Source organism: Caulobacter sp. P4_E5, assembly GCF_056401555.1.
Map to the genome: position 1 here is coordinate 1 of NZ_JBFUJD010000035.1, position 22,051 is coordinate 22,051.

Below are 22,051 nucleotides of genomic sequence, written 5' to 3' on the forward strand. Positions count from 1 at the left end.
CGTTTGAGCGGTGCGTCCTTGCCAAGACCTGCGACGGGTTCGTCAGGTTTCCGTCTTACATATCCGTAATGTGGAAGAAAAATTCCGTCACTGGGGCGGATACGCGGAAACGTATGTGCGTTAAACGACAATTCAAATGTACAGTATTTTATATACAAGTAAAAGGTGATCCCGGTAGTGCATCATTTTCCATCGATGAGTGGTGATTTTTATTATCAGAAGTAGTAAACTGCTCTTCGAAGCTATTATCAGAGACCGATTAGGTCTTCACATTGCCGTTCGACGGGGATGTGACTTTAATGAGACAACCGTTTGGCGTCGCATTTCACGCTCGCAATGTTCGTTGACCTCAGATCGATTAAGCTCGTAGCTCCCGGCCAGCTGGACTCCACACCGTGAGTCCGGATCGCGCATGTCCGCATGCGCACGCAGAGACGCTGGGGAGTTTACCTTGAATACCAAGACCATCCGGGAGCGCTTGCTCGCTTCCACCATGATCTGCGGCGCCGCCGTGGCCGTGCTGRGCGCCAGCCAAGCCGCCGCGCAAACCGCCGCTCCGGCCGCTGACCAGACGCAAGTTGAGGAAATTGTCGTCACCGGTTCGCTGTTCCGCCGCACCGACACCGAAACGCCGTCGCCGGTCACCGTGCTGACGTCGGAAAACCTGCAACACGCCGGCATCAGCACCGCCGCCGACGCCATCCGCTCGATCTCGGCCGACGGCGCCGGCTCGATCGGCACCGGCTTCCAGAGCGGCTTCAGCGCCGGCGGCTCGGCCGTCTCGCTGCGCGGCCTGGGCGTCTCGTCGACCCTGGTTCTGGTCGACGGCCTGCGCTCGACCAACTTCCCGATCAACGACGACGGCCACAACGCCTATGTCGACCTGAACTCGATCCCGTTCAGCCTGATCGACCGCATTGAAGTCCTGAAGGACGGCGCCTCGTCGTCGTACGGCGCCGACGCCATCGGCGGCGTGGTGAACCTGAAGCTGAAGAAGCAATTCGTCGGCGTTAAGGGCAGCATGGAAGCCGGCGAAAGCGATCGCGGCGACGCCGAGCACCGCCGCGCCGACATCACCCTGGGCTACGGCGACTACGCCGAGAGCGGCTGGAACGTCTACGTCAACGCCGAATATCAGACGAACGGCCGGGTCTCGAGCCACAGCCGCGGCTTCCCGTACAACACCCAGGACCTGAGCTCGATCGGCGGCCTGGACAACAACACCGCCGACCAGGCCCTGACCAGCGCCACGCCGAACGCCGTCGTGACCCGCGTCAGCCAGTCGGACCTGAACAACCCGCTCGCGGGCAAGGTCGGCGCGCCGCTGACCCCGAACTACCAGTCGCTGAACCTGAACTGCACCAACGGCACCTACACGCAAGTGTCGGCCTCGGCCAACGGCACGGGTTGTAAGTGGAACCTGGTCGACGCCTATAGCCAGATCGCGCCGAAGCAGAAGCGTTACGCCTTCAACGGCCGCATCAGCGCCCGTCTGAGCGAAAACATCGAAGCCTACGCGACGGGCAGCTATTCGAAGTCGGAAGTCGACATCAAGAGCGCCCCGCGCGCCCTGCGCGCCACGCAGCCCTTCGGCGGCGCGCCGTCGCTGGCTTCGTCGAACCCGGGCATCGTGCTGCCGGTGTGGATCTGCGCGGCGGGCGTCAACTGCGCCACCGACCCGACCCACACGCTGAACCCGAACAACCCGTTCGCCTCGGCGTTCGCGGCTGATCCGGCCAACGGCGCGGCTCGCATCTACTATCTGTTCGGTGACATCCACTCGGGCAGCAACCGTCAGAACGAAGTCATCCGCGGCACCTTCGGGTTCAACGGTTCGTTCGGCGACGACTGGAACTGGCGCATCGAAGGCGTCGGCGCGCGCGATAACCTGAAGCTGACCCAGTACGGCTATCTGAACATCGCCAACACGCTGAAGGCCATCAACACCGGCTCGTACAACTTCGTCGATCCGTCGAAGAACAGCGAAGCGGTCCGTCAATCGGTCTCGCCGGACATGGTCACGCCGTCGCACTCGTCGGTGATGTCGTTGGACGGCTCGATCACCAAGTCGCTGTGGGCCCTGCCGGGCGGCGACATGCAGCTGGCCGTCGGCGGTCAGATCCGCAAGGAAGTCCTGGTCAACAACAACCAGAACGCCCGTCTGGACACCTGGACCCTGTCGACCGCCTCGGCGTTCGGCAAGCACACCGTCAAGGCCGCCTTCTTCGAAGTCGCCGCGCCGGTCCTCGACACCCTCGAACTGAACGTGTCGGGCCGCTTCGATGACTATTCGGAAGGCTTCAGCCACTTCTCGCCGAAGTTCGGCGCGAAGTTCACCCCGATCAAGCAACTGGCGTTCCGCGGCACCTATTCGAAGGGCTTCCGCGCTCCGACCTTCGCTGAATCGGGCCCGCGCTCGCAGTACGCCGGCTTCGTGACCACCACGCCGCCGACGGCCTTCCAAGCCGCTCACGGTGGTTCGACCAACCCGTACGCTCAGGCCTACAGCCTGGGTCGCGGCGTGGCCGGCAACCCGGACCTGAAGCCGGAAAAGTCGCGTAGCTTCACCGCCGGCGTCATCGCCGAGCCGACCCGTTGGCTCAGCCTGACCGTCGACTACTACAACGTGAAGAAGTCGGACCTGATCACCTCGGGCCCGGACATCTCCAAGGCCGTGGCCGCGTACTACGCCGCCGGCTCGCAAACCGCTGGTTGCGCCGCCGTCGCCGCCGTGGGCGCTGGTTACTCCTGTAACGTCGTCGACGCGCCCGACCCGCTGTTCCCGACCGCTCAACCGCGCGTCCTGATCATCAACGTCCCGTACGTGAACGCCAACTACGCGATCACCTCGGGCGTCGACGTCGCGGCCACCGGCAAGTTCAACTTGACCGAAAACCTGCGTCTGACCAGCCGCGTGGAAGTCACCCACCTGCTGAAGTACGACCTGCACACCGCCACGGAAGTGCAGAAGTACGCCGGCACGCTGGGCCCGTACGACCTGTCGTCGGGTAACGGCACGCCGGACTGGAAGGGCAACTGGCAGAACACGCTGGCCTTCGGCGAGAAGTACACGCTGTCGGCCACCGCCTACTATGTCGGCAGCATCAAGTCGGTCGCCGCCGACACCAACGGCAGCACCGAGTGCACGGCGGGTAACCCGTACGCCACCGGCAACGCCGCGATCGCCGGCAAGTTCTGCAACATCAAGAAGTTCATCAACGTGGACATGAACGCCACGGCGGAAGTGAAGGACGGCGTGCAACTGTACGCCAACGTCGGCAACGTGTTTGACAAGCGCGCTCCGATCGCGCCGGGCGCCTACGCCTCGGCTCCGAACTTCCTGACCACCTACCACTACGCCGGCCTGGTCGGCCGTACGTTCAAGGTGGGCGTGCGCTTCGAGTACTAGTCGACCTACCTTCGGGTGCGTCGAGGGGGCCGGTTCCGAAAGGAGCCGGCCCTTTCTTTATGCCCTTTCACCACCCGCCGTAGTGCGGGGCGAAGCGGTTCCTCAGATCGTCGACCTCACGCTCGGCGTCGCGGATCGCCGCATCGGCCCGGCGGCCGTCCTCGATGGCCTCGCGGCGCTCGCGGCGCAGACGGGCGAGGCGGTCGCGCAGCTCGCGGATCTGTTCCTCGGTGAGCTTGGGATTGCGAAGTTCGTCCTCGACGCCGTCGGCCTGGCGGGCGCGCTTGTCCGCGCGCTGGTCGGCGGAGCTCAGGTCTTGCCTGGCCGTCTCCAGCCGCTGCGTGGCGGCATGGACCCGCTCGCCGTCAGCGTAGCCGCCCAGGAACTCGGCCTCGACCGGCGCGGGGCAGACATTGGCGTAGTACTCGCCCTCGCGACCGACCCGGAAGCCGTTCATCTCGGTGCAGTACCGCGTCAGGCCCTCGGTCCGGCCTAGGCTATAAAGGACGGGATCGGGCGCCACGCCGACCTTGGCGCAGGCCTTGCCGTGCTCGTCCAGCCGGCTCATCGCCCGGCCGTCAACGCCATCGCCATAGCCGACCGAGCGCCAGTCGCCCTGCAGGCACTGTTCCTTGCTGATGGTCGCGCAACTGGCCGTCACGATCGCGGCGGCGACGAAGACCGCGCCGGCGACCAGGCCTCGCATCGGAAGATCACGCATTTGAACCGCTCCCCAGGGTTGTGCTGGCCAAGAGGTTAGAGCTTGGCTGTGTGAACGGCGCCTGAACGTCGTTCGGCGGCCGGCCCTGCAGGTCTCCGCCCAAACAAAACCGCCCCGGAGCGCGGGGCTCCGGGGCGGCCATGTCTTCCGGCAAAAGCCGAAAACGCCTTACTTCAGCTTGGCGCTCAGCGAGACGCCGATGATGCGCGGCTCGTTGTAGACCGCGGCCATGTAGTTCTCGATCACGCCCTTGAGGTTCTTCTCATTGGTGATGTTGCGACCGAACACGGCGACCTCGTAGCCCTTGTCCAGGTTCTCGTAGCCCAGCTTCAGCCCGCCCTCGAAGCTGCCCTTCGAGTAGAACTCGCGGGTCTTGTAGAGCACGAAGTTGGTGTAGCCCTGGACGTTCCAGTCGGTGGCCGCGAACAGGCGGCCGGCCTCACCCACCGGCACGTTGTAACGGGCCGTGAAGTTCAGGTTGTACTTCGGGGCGTTCGGCAGCGGCTGGCCGTCGATCTGGGCGAAGGTGTTGGCGCCCACCTTGATGGTGGGGTTCTCGACCGTGCAGACCACCACGCCGTTCAGGGCGCAGACCTGGGCGTAGACGCGCTTGTCCTGGATCTCGCTGTGCAGGTAGCTGGCGCCGGCCGTCAGCAGCAGGTTCTGGACGGGACGCCATTCGAGGTCGGCCTCGACGCCGTAGGCCTTGGCCTTGTCGGCGTTGAACAGCACGCCGTTGCCGTTGCTGTCGTTGCCGTTCAGCTGGATGTCCTTGACCTCGTAGGTGAAGGCCGAGGCGTTGAAGCGCAGGGTGTTGTCGAGCAGGAAGCTCTTGAAGCCGACTTCATACGACTGGATCGTTTCCGAATCCGCCGTGGTGAAGTCGGCGTTGAACACCGCCGAGCGACCCTGGATGGTCGGGCCGCGGAAACCCTTTGCCGTGCGGGCGTACAGGCTGACGTCGGGATTGACCTGGTAGTTGGCCGAGAGATCCCAGCTGACCTGCTCGTCGGCCAGGCGCACATAGCGGCGGCCGCCATAGGTCGAGACGCCGGCGGCGTTGGCCGAGGTCTTGGCCAGGATGGTCTTCTTGGCGTCATAGGTGTCGCGCAGGCCGGCCGTGACGGTCAGGGCGTCGGTCAGCTGGTAGCTGGCCTGGCCGAACACCGCCCACGAGGTGTTCAGGTTGTTCAACCGCACCCAGTTGTTGGGGTTGTAGCCGGCCGAGGTGGGCAGCAGGAAATAGCCGCGCTGGTAGAAGTCGGTGGTGTCGCGCGAGTCGAAGTACATGCCGCCGACCTGCCACTTCAGGCGGCCGTCGCCGTTGCTGGCCAGGCGGATTTCCTGGGTCAGCTGGTCCAGGTCGCGGACCTGGCCTTGCGATTGGCCAAAGCCGTTCGGCACGCCGCCGACCGGGAAGTTGGCCGCCGCGCCGCCGTCGGTGTCGCCCCGGCTGTAGCCCGAGGTGTGCTCGTAGGCGCTGATCGAGGTCAGGGTGACCGGGCCGAAGTCGTAGTCGACATGGGCCGAGATGCCCTGGGTGTCGTAGGCCTGCGGGTTGTTGTTGGCCTCGTCGAGCGCGACGCTGTCACGCGGCGCGTTCGGCGTGTTCGAGCCCTTGGTCAGCGCCTGGCGCATGAACAGGGTCGAGGTGCCTTCGTAGTTGCGCGCGTGGGCCGAGACCAGGAACGACAGCTTGTCGTTCGGCCTGGCCAGGATCTGCAGGCGGGCGTCCTTTTCGGTGAAGCCGCCCATGGCGTTCTTCTTCGCCGACATCGTGCCGTCGGCGCTGGCGCCGGCATAGGTATTGTCCACCCAGTCGTCGCGGTGCTGGTACAGGACCGAGGCGCGGAACATCAGGCCGTCGGCCAGCGGGCCGCCGACGCCGCCGTCGAACGTGGTCGTGCCGTAGCTGCCGTACGAGGCCGAGAAGCGGCCCTGATAGGTGTCGGTCGGCTTGAGGGTGTCGAACTTGACGATGCCGGCGGTGGTGTTGCGGCCGAACAGCGAGCCTTGCGGGCCGCGCAGCACTTCAACCTGCTGGACGTCGAACACCGGGTTCGACTTCAGCACCACGTGTTCCAGCACCACGTCGTCCTGGATGATCGACACCGGCTGCGAGGCGCCGAGGTAGAAGTCGATATTGCCGAGGCCGCGGATGTAGAAGCGCGGGAAGATCCGGCCCGTGGTGGTCTCGGCGTAGAAGCTGGGCACCTTGCCCGACAGCGCCAGGATGTCGCCGCCGTCGGCGGTGACGGCGCGCAGCTGGTCGCCCGAGACGGCGGCCACCGACAGCGGCACCTTCTGCAGGTTTTCCGAGCGGCGCTCGGCGGTGACGACGATGGCGTCCAGGGCGGTGGCGCTGGTCGTATCGGCCGGGGCCTGCTGGGCGTGGGCGGCGGCGGCGAAGCTCAGGCTCGCGGCGGCCGCGCCCAACAGCAGGGCGAGTTTCGAGGGGGCAGTTCGCATGGGGAGAGACACCTTGTTCGCGGCCTTGTGGCCGTCTGGAGATGCGCCGGACCTAGCGGACAGGGCGCGATTCGTCCCGTCCCGCGCCCTAGCGCGTACGCGCTATAGGCTGGTTCCATGTCGGTTCGGTGAAGGTTTTTCTTACTTGGAGATCTCGACCGTGGGCGGCGAAGCTCAGCCGGGCGTGCAAAGGGCCGAAGGGGTCGGCCTGAGATAGACGGTCGAAGACAGGGCGCGGGTCCGCGATACGCGCTTCGGTCCAGCGACCGTAATGCTGACCAACGCCCAGCCGCCCGGGACCTGTGCGCAATAGAGGCTTCGCTCCAAGCGCCCGTCCTCAACCACCGCCACCGAGCCGCGCTTGAAGCCTTCAGGGCGACCAAGGATCTCGCTCTCGGCCATCGCGCGGAGGGTTTCGCGGGAGCCTTTCTCGACCAGGGCCGTGCAACCCCCGTCGCTCCAGGCCACCGCATAGGCGGGCTCGACCAGCCCCAGCCGCCAGGCTTTGTCGGTCTTTCCGCCGCCAACCTCGTTCGCCGAGGCGGGAAGCATGCCTTGGGCGATGGCCAGCGCTTCGATCGATCGCGCGCCAAGGATCGCCGGCAGGCAAACCTTGGCGAGCGCGATCCTTCCGCCTTGAACGCCGTCGATCGTCATCCTGTCGAGCGCGCGTTCTTGCGCCTGTCCCTCCGAGAGGGACACCAGCGCGAAGGCGTTCGACATTACGATGGGCGCGAGGGCGCGTCGCATGGCCAGGCTCCTGGGTCACAACCTCAGGACCTTTAATATCCTTTAAGTCGTAACTGGCGAAGCCTCGCGGTTCTCTAGAGCGCGTTGATTTTAGATCGAGGCGTGCTCGCTTTTTCTTCCGTCTTCCCGGCGAAGGCCGGGACCCAGATTCATCCTGAGCGGCTCGTGGGTTTCACCTGGGCCCCGGCCTTCGCCGGGGAGACGGAGATTTTGAGGTGCGCGATTCAACCTGAAGCGAACGCCCCTTAGTGCGGCCTTGCCTGCGCCAACGCCTGGGCCAAGGTCTCCAGCGAGAAGGGCTTGCTGATGAACGGCCAGTCGCCGGCGCGGGCGCGTCCCTGATCGCCGCCGGTATAGCCCGAGCACAGCACCACCGGCAGGCCGGGACGGTCGGTGGCCAGCTGTTCGGCCAGGTCCACGCCGCTCTTGCCGCCGGGCATGATCACGTCGCTCAGGACCAGCTGGATGGCGTCGTCGTGCGCCAGGCGATCCAGGGCCTCCTCGACCCCGCCGGCCCGCACGACCGAGTGTCCAAGATCGTGCAGCATGGCGTCGACCAGCTCGGCCACCTGCGGGTCGTCCTCGACCAGCAGCACGCGTGAAGGGACCTGGGCCTGGACGTGGTCGACCTTGGGGCCGACATGGATGGCGGTGTCGCCCTCGACCACCGGCAGCAGCAGGGCGATGGTCGCGCCGTGGCCGGGCTTGCTCTCGATGTCGACCGAACCGCCGCTCTGGCGGACGAAGCCATAGACCTGGGACAGGCCCAGGCCGGTGCCCTCGCCGGGGCCCTTGGTGGTGAAGAAGGGCTCCACGGCCCGGGCGATGGTGGCCGCGTCCATGCCCATGCCGGTGTCGCGGACGGCGACGCGCAGATAGCGGCCCGGCTCCAGCTCGCCCTGCTTGCGGGTCAGGGTGACGGGGCGGGACTCGATGGTGACCTCGCCGCCGGGCGGGGTGGCGTCGCGGGCGTTGACCACCAGGTTCAGCAGGGCCGCCTCGAACTGGCCGGCGTCGATGCGGGCGCTGCGCACGCCGGCGCCCAGGCGCAGGTGGAAGGTGTAGGCGTCGCCCAGAGCGCGCTTCAGCAGGCTCTCGCACTCGGCGATCAGGCGGTCGACGCGGCAGATCTCGGGCTTCAGCGGCTGGCGGCGGGCGAAGGCCAGCAGGTGCTGGGTCAGTTTCTCGCCGCGCCTGGCGGCGGCCAGGGCGGCGCCGATCATCCGGTCGCGGCGCTGCTCGTCCTCCGGATGGCGCTCGACCACGTCCAGGGCGCCGATGATCACGGTCAGCAGGTTGTTGAAGTCGTGGGCCACCCCGCCGGTCAACTGGCCGATCGCCTCCAGCTTCTGCGATTGCAGCAGGGCCGCCTGGGCCGCGTCGCGTTCGGCCACGGCGGCCGAGACCCGCTCCTCGAGCAGTTCGTTGACGCCGGTCAGATTGGCCTCGGCCTGCTTGGCGTCGGTGGTGTCGAAGGCGATGCCGATGAAGCCGATGAAGGCGCCGTCGGGGCCGAAGCGCGGCTGGGAGAACGACTTCAGCCATCGCCACTCGCCGTCGGCGCGGCGATAGCGGCCCTCCAGGCTGAACGGCCTGCGCGAGGCCTCGCCCTGGACCTGGGCCTTGAGGATGTCGGGCAGGTCGTCGGGAAACAGGCGCGTGCGCCAGTCCATGGTCAGCGCCCCGTCATAGTCGAGCCCGGCGAACTCGACATAGGCGCGGTTGACGAATTCGCGGATGCCGCCAGGCCGCGAGACCCACATCAAGGCCGGAGCGCTGTCGGCCAGGTTCCGGAACCGCGCCTCGCTTTCGCGCACCTGCTCCTCGGAGCGGCGGCGGTTGGTGACGTCGAAGTTCAGCCCGATCATCCGCACGGCGCGGCCGGCCTCGTCGTGGATCACCTCACCGCGGCCATGCACCCAGCGCTCGCCGCGGCTGGTGTCGGCCAGGCGGTATTCGACCTCGTAGTCCTCCTGCGCCTTCAGCGCGCGGCGCAGGCGCTCGCGGACCATCTCGCGGTCGTCGGGATGGACATGCTGGACCAGATTGGTTGGATCCACCGGCGCGTCTTCGGACAGGCCCAGGTTCCGCCGCGCCCCCGGCGACAGGTAGAGCTGGCCGGTCTTCAGGTCGGCGTCCCAGGGACCGACGCCAGCGGCGGTTTGGGTCACCTGCAGCCGGGCCTCGACCGTGGCCCGCTCCTCCCGCGCCTTGGCCAGGCTGCGCATCGCGCCGCACAGGCCTTCGGCGACGGCCAGCACCGTGACCGCGCAGATCAGGTAGATGACCATGGTGGCCAGCTCGTCCTCGGTCAGCGGATCGGCGCCTTGGCCGCTCCACAGCCACCAGGCGAAGACCGCGCCCGCGACGATCGGGGCGATCCCCCAGCGCCAGCCGGCGAACAGAGTGACCATCATGATCGCCGGAAAGAAGGTCTGGGTGGCGCCCACGCCGCCGTGCAAGCCCAGCAGCGCGACCCGCATCAGCACGGCCATCGCCACGCCGATCAGCACCGCGGCTGCGCATCGCCAGGCCGGCGGCGGAACCGGAGGGATCAGCCAAGCGCTAATCAGGCCATGAATTCGTCCGCGCTCGTCGGCGATCATGGATGGGGCGTCTTTGTTCTGCATCTCCGCTCCCCGCAAAGATGTCTTGCCAAGAGCATGGACACGCTTACCTAGAGCACGCAACACGGGAGATCATTGATGGCCGACGCCCTCAATACCGGACTGACCGCCAAGCAGCGCGCCGAGATCGCCGCGTCGCTGAACAAGGTGCTCGCCGATAGCTACGCGCTCTATCTGAAGACGCACGGTTATCACTGGAATGTTCGCGGCCCGAACTTCCAATCCTTGCACGTGTTGCTCGAAGGCCAGTACCAGGAAGAGTGGGCGGCGCTGGACGATATCGCCGAACGCATTCGCGCTCTGGGCGAGTTGGCGCCGCAGGGCTACGCCGCCTTCGGCAACCTCTCCAGCATCAAGGACGGCAATCCCGAGAACGAGTGGGAGGCCATGCTGAGCGAGCTGAAGGCCGACAACGAAACGGTTATCCGCACTCTGCGCGACGCCTTCCCGGTCGCCGACGACGCCGGCGACGAAGCCACGGCCGACCTTCTGACCCAGCGCCTCCAGGCCCACGAGAAACACGCCTGGATGATCCGCTCTACCCTCGGTAGCAAATAATCGCGCCCGGGGGAGGGGTGGGGACCCTGACCACGAACCTGGCCTGGAGGGCCGCCGCGACCGTGCTGGTCGTCGGCGGGCTTTCGGCGTGCGCGACCTATTACGTGCCGGCCGGGACGGGTCGCGAGGGCGGCCTGATGCGCATCACCTCCACCTTCAGCGAGCGCGGCCTGCGGCACTATGTCGCCGACATGGATCCGGCCATGCTGGCCCTGGCCAAGCGTCACGATCCGCGCCCGCACAAGGACTATTGGGGCCGCGTCGAGGGCTGGGAGGTGATCAACCTCAAGGACATTCCGCGCATCGGCGACCGCGCGCCCGACTTCGACGAGGCGCGGATCATCAACGCGCTGCGGCCCGTCGCTCCGGACGACCTGGAGGCCGCCAAGCCGTTCGTGCTGACCGGCTCGACCGACGCCCGCGCCCGGGCGCTGAACTGCCTGGCCCAGGCGGTCTATTACGAGGCCGGGTTCGAGCCGGGCGAGGGCCAGATGGCCGTGGCCCAGACGGTGATCAACCGGATGCGCCATCCGGGCTATCCCAAGTCGATCTGCGGCGTGATCTACGAGGGCGCGGCGCGGACGACGGGCTGCCAGTTCAGCTTCGCCTGCGACGGCTCGCTGGCCCGCGTGCCGGTGCCGGCCCTGTGGGCCAACGCCCAGGCCGTGGCCAAGCGGGCCCTCGCCGGCTTCGTGTTCAAGCCGGTGGGCACGGCCACCCACTATCACGCCGACTATGTCTCGCCGTACTGGGCGCCGACCCTGGTCAAGCTGAGGCAGTTCGGACAGCACATCTTCTATCGCTGGACCGGCCCGTCCGGGGCGCTGAAGGCCTTCACCGGCCGCTATTCCGGCAACGAGACGGTCTCGGCCGAGATCCTGATGGCCGCCGATCCGCGCACCCTGGAGGCCGCCCCGCCCGAGGTTCTGGCCGCCCAGACCGTCTCGACGACGCAGATGCCGACGGGCGCGATGGCTCAGATGCTGGGGGTCTCGAACCTGGTTCTGCCCGACGCCAAGATGGTGATCGTCGCCGATCCCAATTCCCCGACCGGCGAGCGCTACACCGCCCAGGGCACGGTGGCCGGCCGCCGGATCCCGACGGCCGACGAGATCGCCAAGATCAACAAGGCCCTGGAGGCCGTGTCGGAACCGCCGCCCGCCGTCGTCGCCGCCCCCGCCGCGCCGCCGCCCCCGCCGCCGAAACCCAAGCCCCGGCCGCCGAGTTTGCTGAACCCGTTGAACTGATCGGTTCTCCTCCCCATTAGGGGGAGGTGGATCGATGCGAATACGCATCGAGACGGAGGGGGTCCGCGAAGCGGTCGTGCGTCGGCCCTCTCACAGGGCCCCTCCACCGGCGTTCGCCGGTCCCCCTCCCCCAGAGGGGGAGGAGAGCTATCGAGCCCTCACCAGACCCCGATCTTGTTCGCCTCGGCGTGGCTGATGGGGTGGTGGGCGGCCTTGTGGTCTTCCTCGGCCAGGAAGCGCACCGCCTCCAGCGCCGCCATGCAGCCCATGCCGGCCGCCGTGACCGCCTGGCGATAGACATCGTCGGTGACGTCGCCGGCGGCGTAGACGCCCTCGATCGCGGTCGAGGCGCTGCCCGGCTTGACCTTCAGATAGCCGCCGGGGCCGGTTTCCAGTTGGCCGGCGAACAGTTCCGACGACGGGGCGTGGCCGATGGCGACGAACACGCCGTCCGCGGATAGCTCGGTGGTCTCGCCGGTCTTGATGTTCTTCAGGCGGGCGCCGGTGACGCCCATGGGATCGGTCTGGCCCAGGACCTCGTCGATGACGCTGTCCCAGACCACCTCGATCTTCGGATGGGCCAGCAGGCGCTCCTGCAGGATCTTTTCGGCCCGCAGCTCGTCCTTGCGGTGGACCAGGGTGACCTTGCTGGCGAAGCTGGTCAGGAACAGGGCCTCCTCGACGGCGGTGTTGCCGCCGCCGACCACGATCACCTCTTTGTTGCGATAGAAGAAGCCGTCGCAGGTGGCGCAGGCGCTGACGCCGAAGCCCTGGAAGCGGCTCTCGCTGTCCAGGCCCAGCCACTTGGCCTGGGCGCCGGTGGCGATGATGATCGTCTCGGCGATCCAGTCCTGGCCGCTGTCGGTCTTGACCGCGAACGGACGCTTGGACAGGTCGACCGAGGTGACGATGTCGCCGACGAACTCGGTGCCGACATGCTCGGCCTGGGCGCGCATCTGGTCCATCAGCCAGGGGCCCTGGATGACGTCGGCGAAGCCGGGATAGTTCTCGACGTCGGTCGTGATGGTCAGCTGGCCGCCGGGCTGGATGCCGGCGATTAGCACGGGCTTGAGCAGCGCGCGGGCGGCGTAGATGGCGGCGGTATAGCCGGCGGGGCCCGAACCAATGATCAGGCAGCGGGTGTGGCGGGGAGCGGTCGTGGACATGGTCGCAGATATAGTGTCGATTCCGTTCGGAGGCGATGCCCTGGGGAGGGTGAAAAACTCATGCCGCGTCGAGCTTCTATCGGCCTGGTGGCGGCCATCGGCCATCGACGTTATGATACGGTTATGAACCCGTTGCTGGAACGCATTACCATCGAACCCGGCAAGGTCGGAGGGCGGCCTTGCATCCGCGGCCTGCGGATCCGTGTGCAGGACGTCCTGGAAATGCTGGCCAATGGCATGACCACAGCGGAGATCCTCGAAGACTATCCTTATCTCGAGGCCGATGACGTCCGCGCGGCCTTGGCCTATGCGGCTTAAGCTCTAAGCCATTCTACTCCGACCTCCCCGGCGAAAGCCGGGGTCCAGATCGAACCCACGGGCGCCTACGGTCCGGTCTCGGTATTCAAGCGCGAAAACCCAAACCGCTCAGGCTGTATCTGGACCCCGGCTTTCGCCGGGGAGGTCGGAGGTTGGGTTTTTGGTGAACGGAGAAAGTACCGGCATGATCGCCGACGTGACCGTGATCGAGGTGGGACGATGAAAGCCGGACTTCCAATCGGGATTGGCGTGGGCGTCGCCCTGGGGACGGCGTTCGGGCTGGCGGTCGGCAATCTGGCCGTGGGCCTCGGCGTCGGAGTGGCGATGGGCGCGGGGATCGGCACGGCGCTGCATGTCCAGTCGGCCAAGAAGGCCCAGGGCGGCGGCGATGGCGGGACGTTCTTCGGCGACACGAGCGGTTCTGCGGACGCGTCGAGCGACTGCGGATCCTCGGACGGCGGTGGAAGCTGCGGTGACGGCGGCGGCGGTGGCGGCGGCGATTGACGCCTCATCCACTTTTGAGGGGTTAAACTGCCGGCAACCACGTTTCCGGGTCATCCGTCCATGTCCGCCCCCTTCATCGAGATCCCTCCTTTCATAGAGATAAATGGCCGCAAGATCGGCGCTGATTTCTCGCCCTATGTGATCTGCGAGCTGTCGGGCAATCACAACGGCAGCCTGGAGCGGTGTCTCCAGATGGTCGACGCGGCGGCCGAGACCGGCTGCGACGCCATCAAGATCCAGACCTACACCGCCGACACCATCACGCTGGACGTCGACCGGCCCGAGTTCAAGATCCACGGCGGCCTGTGGGACGGGCGCACCCTGTACGAGCTCTACCAGGAGGCCCAGACCCCGTTCGAGTGGCACGCGGCCATCTTCGAGCGGGCCCGCGCACGCGGCGTGACGATCTTCTCCAGCCCGTTCGACGAGACCGCCGTCGACCTGCTGGACAGCCTGGACGCCCCGGCCTTCAAGATCGCCTCGTTCGAGGCGGTCGACCTACCGCTGATCAAATACGCCGCGTCCAAGGGCAAGCCGCTGATCATCTCGACCGGCATGGCCAACCTGCAGGAGATGCAGACCGCGCTCGACACCGCGTTGGGCGCCGGCGCGGCGGGCGTGCTGCTGCTGCACTGCGTGTCGAGCTATCCGGCCACCTTCGCCGACGCCAACGTTCGCACGATCCCGGACATGGCCGCCCGCTTCGGCTGCCCGATCGGCCTGTCGGACCACACACCGGGCACGGCCGCCTCGGTGGCGGCGGTGACCTTGGGGGCCTGCTGCGTCGAGAAGCACTTCACCCTGGCCCGCGCCGACGGCGGTCCCGACGCGGCCTTCAGCCTGGAGCCGCCTGAGTTCAAGGCCCTGGTCGACGACACCAAGAACGCCTGGGCCGCCCTGGGCGCGGCGCATTACGACGTGCTGGGCGCCGAGCAGGCCTCCTTGCTGTTCCGCCGCTCGCTATACGTGACCGCCGACGTCAAGGCCGGCGAGCCCCTGACCCGCGCCAACATCCGCTCGGTCCGCCCCGGCAACGGCCTGCCGCCCGCCGAGCTGGACAACGTCCTGGGCCGAGCCGCCACCCGGGACATCGCGCGTGGCGAGCCGCTGGACTGGTCGATGGTGGGCTAGGCGGCGAACGGCTCGATGCTGGCGATGTCCGGCGCCGTGCCACGTTTGGCCATGTCCAGGTCGTAGCTGTTCTGCAGATTCAGCCAGAACTGAGCACTGGAGCCGAACAAGCGCTCCAGGCGCAACGCCGTATCGATGGTGATCGGGGTTTGGCCACGCACCAGCTTTTCGATCCGTGGCCGCGCTATGTTTAATCGCGCGGCGACACGGCCAGCGGTCAGGCCGTATGGCTTCATGAACTCCTCCAGCAGGATCTCACCCGGATGCACGGGGGCGAGGGGATCGCTGGGGTCGGCGATGTGGGCTTCCATCGCTTTTTTCCTCTCGGTCGAGCGCTGGCACGCTCAATGATAATCCACGAACTCCACGTCCGCCGGACCGGCATCCGTCCATGTAAAGACCAGTCGAAACTGATCATTCACCCGGATCGAGTGCTGACCCTGTCGGTCGCCGGATAAGGCTTCGAGACGGTTTCCAGGTGGAAAACGCAAATCGTTCAACGTGGTGGCGTCTTTCAGCATCGCGAGTTTGCGCTTCGCGGCGCGGATGAGATCGGACGGGAAGCCCTTGCCGGGATCAATCCCGTCAAAGATCGCCTTTGCTCGCGCGTCCCTGAAGCTCTGGATAGCCATCGACGCCTCCGAGTGGAGCTGTATCGTAGCGCGACACAAATCGCAAGGGTTCGTGTCGCGCTACGATACGGATTCCGCCGGCAGCCGCAGCGGCGTCCGCCCGCGATAGGCCAGACGCCAGACCCACTCCAGCGGACCCATGGTGAAGCGCTTCAGCCACCAGTGCGACCAGAGGATCTGGGCGATCCAGGTGGCGACGACGATCCCAGCCAAGGCCGGACGGTCCAGCTTGCCGTACAGCGCCGGGCCTCGGCCGCCGTAGGACAGCACGGTCATGATCACCGACTGCATCAGATAGTTGGTGAAGGCCATCTGGCCGACGGGGGCGAGCGTGGCGGGGATGGCGCGCCAGATCTTGGCGTTGGCCGCCAGCGCCAAGAGGCCCAGATAGCCCAGGCTGACGGCCGGGGCGGTGAAGCTCTGCATCCAATAGGCTAGGCCGCCCAACAGCATCGGGTGCGAGGGGACCGCCAGGTAGAAGCTCTCGACGGCGGCCACCAGCACCATCGCCGAGGCGCCGATCGCCACCAGCGCCTTGTGCACGGCCGGCGAGGCCTGACCCTTCAGCCAGCCGATCTTGAAAAGGCCCATGCCCATCAGCATCAAGGCCACCACGATCAGCGGCCAAGTCGGAAACCATTTCCACGAGCCGATGAAGAAGTCCCAGTAGCCGTGGGCGTTCTGGGCCAGGGAGCTGGCGAAGTCGCCGGAGTAGGCGGCGGTCTGCTCCCGGGTGTCCTTGGCGATGCGGGCCAGCATCTCCGGCGGCATCGGCTTGTCGAAGGTCGCGGCGCGGCCGAGCGACCGCCACAGCTTCCGCCCGTTGACCACCAGGTGCAGCGCGATCCCCGCCGTCAGCAGCCAGCGCGGCGACCAGCTCCGGGCCAGCAGCACGACCAGGCCGATCAGGGCGTAGTAGGACAGGACGTCGCCCTGCCAGAGGAACAGGCCGTGCAGGAAGCCGATCACCAGCAAGGCCAGCAGCCGCTTGATGATCATGGTGGTTCGCGAGCGGTCGCCGCCCCCTTCCCCCGCAGTTGGGCCGCCGACCAGCAGCACCGAGGCCCCGAACAGCAGGCCAAACAGGGTGTAGAACTTCTGCTGGAAGAACACCTGGGTGATCCACCAGACCGCCAGGCTGGCGGGCGCCTGGCCATGCGGCCAGAACGGCACGCTCTCGGCCACGCTCTCGGGCTCGAACGCCAGCGGGATGTTGCAGAGCAGGATGCCCAGGATCGCCAGACCCCGCAGCGAGTCCAGCAGGACGATGCGATCCTTCGGCATTGATTCCCCCGACGCCAACCTCGCGATGCTGGGCCAGCTCAGGTGGAATTACAATGCTAAATCCATTATTCCGGCAGCAGGCCCAGCCGCTTGCCCGTGATCCGGTCCAGGGTCCGCTTGGGCAGCACCTCGGTCATCAGCACCTGCATGGGCGAGGGCGAGACGACGTAGCGGACCTTGGGGTTCGGGGCCGTCAGCGCCGTGGCGATGGCCTCGCCGATCCGCTCGGGCGGCAGGCCGGACTTGCCGATCGACAGCATGTACTGGCGCAGCCGCTCCAGGGCCGGGCCGTAGACGGTGTTGGCATAGCGGGCGGTGTCGATCTGGTCGGCCTTGTCCCAGATCGGCGTGGCCACCGCGCCCGGCGCGACCACCACCACGTCGACCCCGAACGGCAGCATCTCGCGGCGCAGGGATTCCGATAGCCCCTCCAGCCCGAACTTGCTGGTGCAGTAGGGGGCCATGAACGGGTTGGCGTTGCGGCCGCCGACCGACGAGATGTTGACGATCCGGCCGGGGTCCTTCACCCGGGTTCCAGCGCCCAGCAGGGGCGCGAAGGCCTGGGTGGCGATCACCACCCCGGTCAGGTTGACCTCCAGCTGCTGGCGCCAGTCGTCGATGGACAGGTACAGCAGCGGTCCGGCCACCGCGATCCCAGCGTTGTTGACCAGGCCCGCCAGGGTCTCGCCCTCCAGCGCCGCCTCGACCTGGCGGGCGCCCGCGCGGACGGCGGCCTCGTCGGTGACGTCGAACAGCAGCGGCGTGAACGCCGCGCCGAATTCGGCCGAGAGCCGGTCGGCGTCGGCCTGTTTGCGCACGCTGCCGAACACGTGGAAGCCCTGGGCCGTCAGCACCTTGACCGCGCCCCAGCCGATGCCGGTGGACACGCCCGTGACCACCACCGATTTCGCCCGCGCCATCTTCCGCCCTCCCATTGTCGCGGGCGAGGATGCGGTAAGTGAACGGCGTTCGCTAGAGCTTTCGCGGGGGGTGGCAATCGACATTCACTGTGCGTTGAATTTACCCGCCTTCCTGGGCCTTGTGCCCAGGACCCAGGGTTCAGCTTCAACGGAATTTGAGGCTGAGTTCACGGTCTTTCGGCGGCGCGAACCCAAAGAGTCCACACCGGCCTCGAACATGGGTCCTGGGCACAGGGCCCAGGAAGGCGATGGGATTTGTACCTGCCTCAGATCAATGTCGATTGGCCCTAGACCAGGGCCAGGAACGCCTCCGCCGCGCGGTCGGCCCCCAGGCCGTCGCAGACCGTCGCGCTGGCCGCCGACAGGGCCGCGCGCTGGCGGCCGTCGGCCAGCAGGCCCTCGACGGCCGTCACAAACGCGGTGTCGAAGTCCGCCGCGGCGACGTCCAGGCACGGCGTCACGCCCGCCGCCTCCAGCGCCCGGGCGGCGGCGACCTGATTGTCGGCCAGGATCAGGGTCAGGGTCGGCAGGGCCAGGACGCAGCGCTCCCAGGTCGTGGAGCCGCCGGCCCCGATCGCCAGGTCGGCCTCCAGCAGCAGGCCGGGCATGTGCTGGGTGTCGACATGAAGCTCCAGCCGCAGGTCGTCGGCCGCCAGGGCCCACAGGGCCGGCAGGCTGGGCGCGCCGCCGCCCAGCACGAGGTCGAGGGCAACCTCACCGACGATCGGCTCCAGCAGGGCCGTCACGCGGCCGGTGATGCCGCCGACGTCGGTCAGGCCCAGCGACACCAGGATCCGCCGCACCGGCGGGGTCCCGGCCCGCCGCGCCAGGGCCTCCTCGCGCAGCGCCGCGAAGGCCGGCCGCACGGGGGCGTAGGCGGGGCCGAGCAGCAGCCGCGTCTCGGGGGCGACCAGGCCGGCATAGTCCTGCGCCCGTCGCGCCGGGCCGGAGTCCAGCACCAGCTCTGCGGCCAGCGGGCGGTCGGCCAGGTCGTCGATGACCAGGGTCGGCCGGCCCTTGGCCATGGCGCGGTGGTCGTCGGCGGCGAGGGCGTAGCTGTCGAACACCAGGGCGTCGAAGCCTTGGTCGTCCTCGGCGCGGGGCATCTCTGGAGCGAAGGCGTCGAGGACCTTGGCGACCTCGGGCGTGGCCTTGAAGGCGCAGACCGCGCCGCGCTTGGCCAGGGCGCGGGCCAGGGTCAGGGAGCGCATCACGTGCCCCCCGCCGACGCTGGCGCCCGCGGCGCAGATGAACAGGATCCTGGTCATACGCGCCGATCGCCGCCGTAGTCGGCCAGGTCGGGACGGCCGCGCACGAAGGCCCGGACGTCGTCCGAGGTGAAGGCCCGGTTCTTCGGATAGAGGGTGTCGTAGACCGAGGCCACGAAGGCGTAGTCGTCTGGCCGGTCCACGGTCCAGCGCACCGCGCCCTGGTCGGGGAAGCACGGCAGCCAGGCGCTGCTCCCGGACTGACGTCTCAGGTCCCAGGTGACGTGCTCGCGGGCTTCCGGCGTCGGGGCGGCGGCGGCGCGGCGCAAGGCGGCGGCGGTCATCACCTCGACGTCCGTGCCCTTGGGGTGGGCGTGGCCTTCGGGCGTGTTGCTGGCGTAGTCGGCGGCCTTGGACAGGCATAGCGTAATGGTCGCGTCGATCAGGTCGGGATCGGCCAACGGGCAGTCGGCGGTCAGCCGCACGACGTGCTCGGCCGGATGGGCGTCCAGGGCCCCGATGAAGCGCTGCTGGACGTTGTCCAATGAGCCTCGGAACACCGCGATCCCCTCGCGACAGACAGCGGCCTCGATAGCGTCGTCCTCGGGACGGTCGGAGGTGGCCACCACCAGCTTGTCGATGCGCTTGGCGCGCGCCACGCGCTCGATCTGCCGCACGATCATTGGCTGCCGCACGATCGGCATCAGCACCTTGCCCGGCAGGCGGGTGGAGCTCATGCGGGCCTGAAGAATGGCGAGGATCATACGCTGGTATCGCCTGGGGAAGGACACCAGGACAAGGCGGCTTCTAGAGCGTTCGATCGCGCTGTTTCTTCTGCTCGCGGTAGTAGCCGCGCATGAAGAACCAATGGACGCCGAAAGCGGAGCCGATGAACACCAGAAGGATCAGCAACGATTGAAAGACGGGATCCATTCAGTCCTCCACTCGATACAGAATGTAGTGCAGAGCGCCTTGCAGGGCAATGAAGCCCACCAGAGCGCCCGCGACGAGCCAGGAATTGGCGTGACCTGACACCAGGGGTTGGAGGAGCGCCGAAGCCAGAAGCGCCACGGCTGCCGCATTACAAGTCGCCGCCAACGCTTTGCGCTGCTCGTTTCGGGCGGCCTTGCTTGGCGGGCGTATGATCGGCAGTTCAATCATGGCGAGAACATTGTGCGAACATTCGCGTCCTCGCAACCGGAAAAATCAAGCTTTCGGCTTGGCCGCCCGGGGCTTCCTCGGCCTCGGCGCGGGCTTTTTCGTGGGCGCCTCGACGACCGCCTCAATCACCTTCGCCCGAGGCTTGCGCTTCGGTTTCGGAACCTCCTCGACCACCGGCGCCTCAATCGCCACCTCGGGGATCGCCGCCTCCGGGATCGCCACTCCGATCCGCGCCAGCACTTCCCGCGCCGCGCGGTCGGTCTCGTTGACAGGTTCGTAGGTCCAGCCATGGAAGGCGCCGCCGTAGGGCCGCGCCGCGCCCTGGCTCTCCAGCTCCTCGTGGAACATCCGGAACTTCAGGCTGGAGCCGTCCATCTTCAGCACGAACACCGGCTTGCCGGTCGAGGCGGCCTCGGTGGCCATGTTGGTCGAGTCCTCGGTGACCAGGATGTAGTCGGCGGCCGCCAAGAAGGCGAAATAGGGGTTCGCGCCTTCACCATTCCAGATCATGCCGGGCAGGTGGCGCAGGCGCGCGGTCATCAGGGCTCGGGCCGCGTCGGGCGTGCGGCGCGAGAAGGTCATCAGCAGCGAGCCGCCTTCCTGCTCCAGCGGGATCTGGATCGAGTGGGCGATCTGGGCCGCGCGCTCGCTGGACAGGTCGAAGGCCTTGGACCGGCCGCCGACCAGCACCGCCACGCGCGGGCGGGGCAGGGGATCGATCAGGGCCTTGAACGCTTCGTACTCGGCCGCGAGCCGCTGGGGCGTCACCCGGTGCGGCGAGCCGGTGATGGCCAGGATGTTGTCGCCCGACATGCGGTCGTGCTTGGGCGGGATCACCAGGTCGAACATGGTGGCCGGCACGCGAGGATCCTGGATCTGGACCACATAGGTCTTGCCGCCGGACCAGCGCTTGGCGCGGATCGACAGGGGCAGGGTGGCGCGGCCGGCGGCGATCCACAGATCGGGCCACTCGCCGTCCTTGTCCTGGGGCCCCTTGCTCTGGGGAATGCCGCTTTCGGGCGTCAGCCAGCGCTTGGGCAGCAGGTTCAGCCACCACGGCAGCCGACCGACGCGGCCCTTCCAGGCCACGCGCTTGATCTCGACCTCACAGGGGACCAGGCGTGCGATCGCTTCCGACAGGCCCACGACCTGGGCCTCGATGCCGGCGCGTCCGTCGGACACGGCCCAGATCTTGAGGGGCGGAGCCTTCGACGCGGTTTTGGGAGCTTCGGTCAAATCACCGACCCTGGACACGCAAACGAAACAAGGCCGCTCGAAAAGCGGCCTCGCTCCATTGAACCGTATTTATGGCGCAGCTGGGGCGGAAGACCGCCTTACAGCCACTCCACCTTGAGGATCTCGTAGGCCTTGGTGCCGCCGGGGGTGTTGACCTCGACCACCTCGCCGACCTCCTTGCCGATCATCGCGCGCGACAGCGGCGAGGACACGGAGATGCGGCCCGATTTCACGTCGGCCTCGTGCTCGCCCACGATCTGGTAGCGAGCCGAGTCCTCGGTGTCCTCGTCGATCACCGACACGGTCGCGCCGAACTTCACCTGCTTTCCCGACAGTTTCGACACGTCGATCACCTGGGCGCGCGCGATCTTGTCCTCGATCTCGGCGATCTGGCCTTCGATCCAGCCCTGACGTTCTTTCGCGGCGTGATACTCCGCGTTTTCCGACAGGTCGCCATGCTGGCGCGCCTCCGAGATCGCGGCGATCACGGCCGGTCGTTCGATGGTCTTCAAACGCTTCAGTTCTTCGTCGAGGGTTTGATACCCCGCGACGGTCATCGGCACTTTTTCCATTGCGGATTTTAGCTCGGACGCCTTGGGAGGAAAGACTTCCGGTCGCGGGCGCACGCCACCGGGGGCTGGGAGGATAGGCGCCCAGTTCCCGATAAGCAAGGGGCGAGCTTGGCTATAGGGGCGAGCGCCGGGCGATGT

The 22,051-nt window shown here is 67.3% G+C and carries 20 protein-coding genes; 6 read left to right on the plus strand and 14 right to left on the minus strand.

Translation table 11 applies throughout. The features are described from left to right. Positions 1 to 451 precede the first annotated feature (451 nt). The gene (locus AC1DSO_RS12580) at positions 452 to 3,409 is read left to right on the plus strand and encodes a TonB-dependent receptor plug domain-containing protein (protein ID WP_477069136.1); all 2,958 of its coding nucleotides are present in this window, start codon (positions 452 to 454) and stop codon (positions 3,407 to 3,409) included. Between the two features lie 67 nt (positions 3,410 to 3,476). On the opposite strand, the gene AC1DSO_RS12585 is transcribed toward AC1DSO_RS12580, so the two are convergent. From AC1DSO_RS12585 to AC1DSO_RS12600, 4 genes are all read right to left on the minus strand, one after another. Next, positions 3,477 to 4,130 carry a DUF2799 domain-containing protein gene (locus AC1DSO_RS12585; protein ID WP_477069137.1) on the minus strand — a complete coding sequence of 218 codons (654 nt, stop codon included), beginning with the start codon at positions 4,128 to 4,130 and terminating at the stop codon, positions 3,477 to 3,479. 168 nt (positions 4,131 to 4,298) lie between these two features. Next, entirely contained in the window at positions 4,299 to 6,599 is a 2,301-nt protein-coding gene (locus AC1DSO_RS12590; RefSeq protein WP_477069138.1) for a TonB-dependent receptor, read from the minus strand. 174 nt (positions 6,600 to 6,773) lie between these two features. After that, complete coding sequence (locus AC1DSO_RS12595; RefSeq protein ID WP_477069139.1) at positions 6,774 to 7,349, minus strand: hypothetical protein; 576 nt, start codon at positions 7,347 to 7,349, stop codon at positions 6,774 to 6,776. Positions 7,350 to 7,594: 245 nt separating this feature from the next. Then, the gene (locus AC1DSO_RS12600; RefSeq protein WP_477069140.1) at positions 7,595 to 9,994 is read right to left on the minus strand and encodes a hybrid sensor histidine kinase/response regulator; all 2,400 of its coding nucleotides are present in this window, start codon (positions 9,992 to 9,994) and stop codon (positions 7,595 to 7,597) included. Between the two features lie 60 nt (positions 9,995 to 10,054). On the opposite strand from AC1DSO_RS12600, the gene AC1DSO_RS12605 reads away from it, so the two are divergent. Then, positions 10,055 to 10,534, plus strand: coding sequence for a Dps family protein (locus AC1DSO_RS12605; RefSeq protein ID WP_477069141.1), 480 nt, complete (start codon positions 10,055 to 10,057; stop codon positions 10,532 to 10,534). 17 nt (positions 10,535 to 10,551) lie between these two features. Next, positions 10,552 to 11,781 carry a cell wall hydrolase gene (locus tag AC1DSO_RS12610; protein ID WP_477069142.1) on the plus strand — a complete coding sequence of 410 codons (1,230 nt, stop codon included), beginning with the start codon at positions 10,552 to 10,554 and terminating at the stop codon, positions 11,779 to 11,781. Positions 11,782 to 11,939: 158 nt separating this feature from the next. Here the strand turns inward: AC1DSO_RS12610 and trxB are convergent, their stop codons facing one another. After that, on the minus strand, positions 11,940 to 12,947 hold the full coding sequence (trxB, locus tag AC1DSO_RS12615; protein ID WP_047407604.1) for a thioredoxin-disulfide reductase: 1,008 nt from the start codon (positions 12,945 to 12,947) through the stop codon (positions 11,940 to 11,942). A 123-nt stretch (positions 12,948 to 13,070) separates the two neighbouring features. Between trxB and AC1DSO_RS12620 the strand changes: the two genes are divergently transcribed. The 3 genes from AC1DSO_RS12620 (at position 13,071) to pseI (ending at position 14,900) form a co-directional block, all read left to right on the plus strand. Then, the gene (locus tag AC1DSO_RS12620) at positions 13,071 to 13,265 is read left to right on the plus strand and encodes a DUF433 domain-containing protein (protein ID WP_477069143.1); all 195 of its coding nucleotides are present in this window, start codon (positions 13,071 to 13,073) and stop codon (positions 13,263 to 13,265) included. A 219-nt stretch (positions 13,266 to 13,484) separates the two neighbouring features. Beyond that, on the plus strand, positions 13,485 to 13,769 hold the full coding sequence (locus tag AC1DSO_RS12625; RefSeq protein ID WP_477069144.1) for a hypothetical protein: 285 nt from the start codon (positions 13,485 to 13,487) through the stop codon (positions 13,767 to 13,769). A 60-nt stretch (positions 13,770 to 13,829) separates the two neighbouring features. After that, positions 13,830 to 14,900, plus strand: a complete 1,071-nt coding sequence (gene pseI, locus AC1DSO_RS12630; RefSeq protein ID WP_477069145.1) for a pseudaminic acid synthase — start codon at positions 13,830 to 13,832, stop codon at positions 14,898 to 14,900. Here the strand turns inward: pseI and AC1DSO_RS12635 are convergent. The 9 genes from AC1DSO_RS12635 to greA form a co-directional block, all read right to left on the minus strand. Continuing rightward, positions 14,897 to 15,211 carry a HigA family addiction module antitoxin gene (locus AC1DSO_RS12635; protein ID WP_477069146.1) on the minus strand — a complete coding sequence of 105 codons (315 nt, stop codon included), beginning with the start codon at positions 15,209 to 15,211 and terminating at the stop codon, positions 14,897 to 14,899. The two genes, pseI and AC1DSO_RS12635, sit on opposite strands and share 4 nt — an antisense overlap. A gap of 33 nt (positions 15,212 to 15,244) precedes the next feature. Continuing rightward, positions 15,245 to 15,532 (minus strand): type II toxin-antitoxin system RelE/ParE family toxin, encoded by a 288-nt coding sequence (locus AC1DSO_RS12640; protein WP_477069147.1) that lies wholly within the window; start codon positions 15,530 to 15,532, stop codon positions 15,245 to 15,247. A 60-nt stretch (positions 15,533 to 15,592) separates the two neighbouring features. Next, positions 15,593 to 16,816, minus strand: a complete 1,224-nt coding sequence (locus tag AC1DSO_RS12645; protein WP_477069148.1) for a DUF418 domain-containing protein — start codon at positions 16,814 to 16,816, stop codon at positions 15,593 to 15,595. Positions 16,817 to 16,881: 65 nt separating this feature from the next. Further along, on the minus strand, positions 16,882 to 17,736 hold the full coding sequence (locus AC1DSO_RS12650) for an SDR family NAD(P)-dependent oxidoreductase (RefSeq protein ID WP_477069149.1): 855 nt from the start codon (positions 17,734 to 17,736) through the stop codon (positions 16,882 to 16,884). Between the two features lie 287 nt (positions 17,737 to 18,023). After that, on the minus strand, positions 18,024 to 19,004 hold the full coding sequence (gene pseG, locus AC1DSO_RS12655) for a UDP-2,4-diacetamido-2,4,6-trideoxy-beta-L-altropyranose hydrolase (protein ID WP_477069150.1): 981 nt from the start codon (positions 19,002 to 19,004) through the stop codon (positions 18,024 to 18,026). Then, the gene (locus AC1DSO_RS12660; RefSeq protein WP_477069151.1) at positions 19,001 to 19,708 is read right to left on the minus strand and encodes a cytidylyltransferase domain-containing protein; all 708 of its coding nucleotides are present in this window, start codon (positions 19,706 to 19,708) and stop codon (positions 19,001 to 19,003) included. The genes pseG and AC1DSO_RS12660 overlap by 4 nt, the downstream gene beginning before the upstream one ends. Before the next feature lie 43 nt (positions 19,709 to 19,751). After that, positions 19,752 to 19,877 carry a hypothetical protein gene (locus AC1DSO_RS12665; RefSeq protein ID WP_477069152.1) on the minus strand — a complete coding sequence of 42 codons (126 nt, stop codon included), beginning with the start codon at positions 19,875 to 19,877 and terminating at the stop codon, positions 19,752 to 19,754. A 273-nt stretch (positions 19,878 to 20,150) separates the two neighbouring features. Continuing rightward, positions 20,151 to 21,341 carry a mitochondrial fission ELM1 family protein gene (locus tag AC1DSO_RS12670; protein WP_477069153.1) on the minus strand — a complete coding sequence of 397 codons (1,191 nt, stop codon included), beginning with the start codon at positions 21,339 to 21,341 and terminating at the stop codon, positions 20,151 to 20,153. 98 nt (positions 21,342 to 21,439) lie between these two features. Beyond that, the gene (gene greA / locus AC1DSO_RS12675; protein WP_477069154.1) at positions 21,440 to 21,913 is read right to left on the minus strand and encodes a transcription elongation factor GreA; all 474 of its coding nucleotides are present in this window, start codon (positions 21,911 to 21,913) and stop codon (positions 21,440 to 21,442) included. Between the last annotated feature and the right edge of the window lie 138 nt (positions 21,914 to 22,051).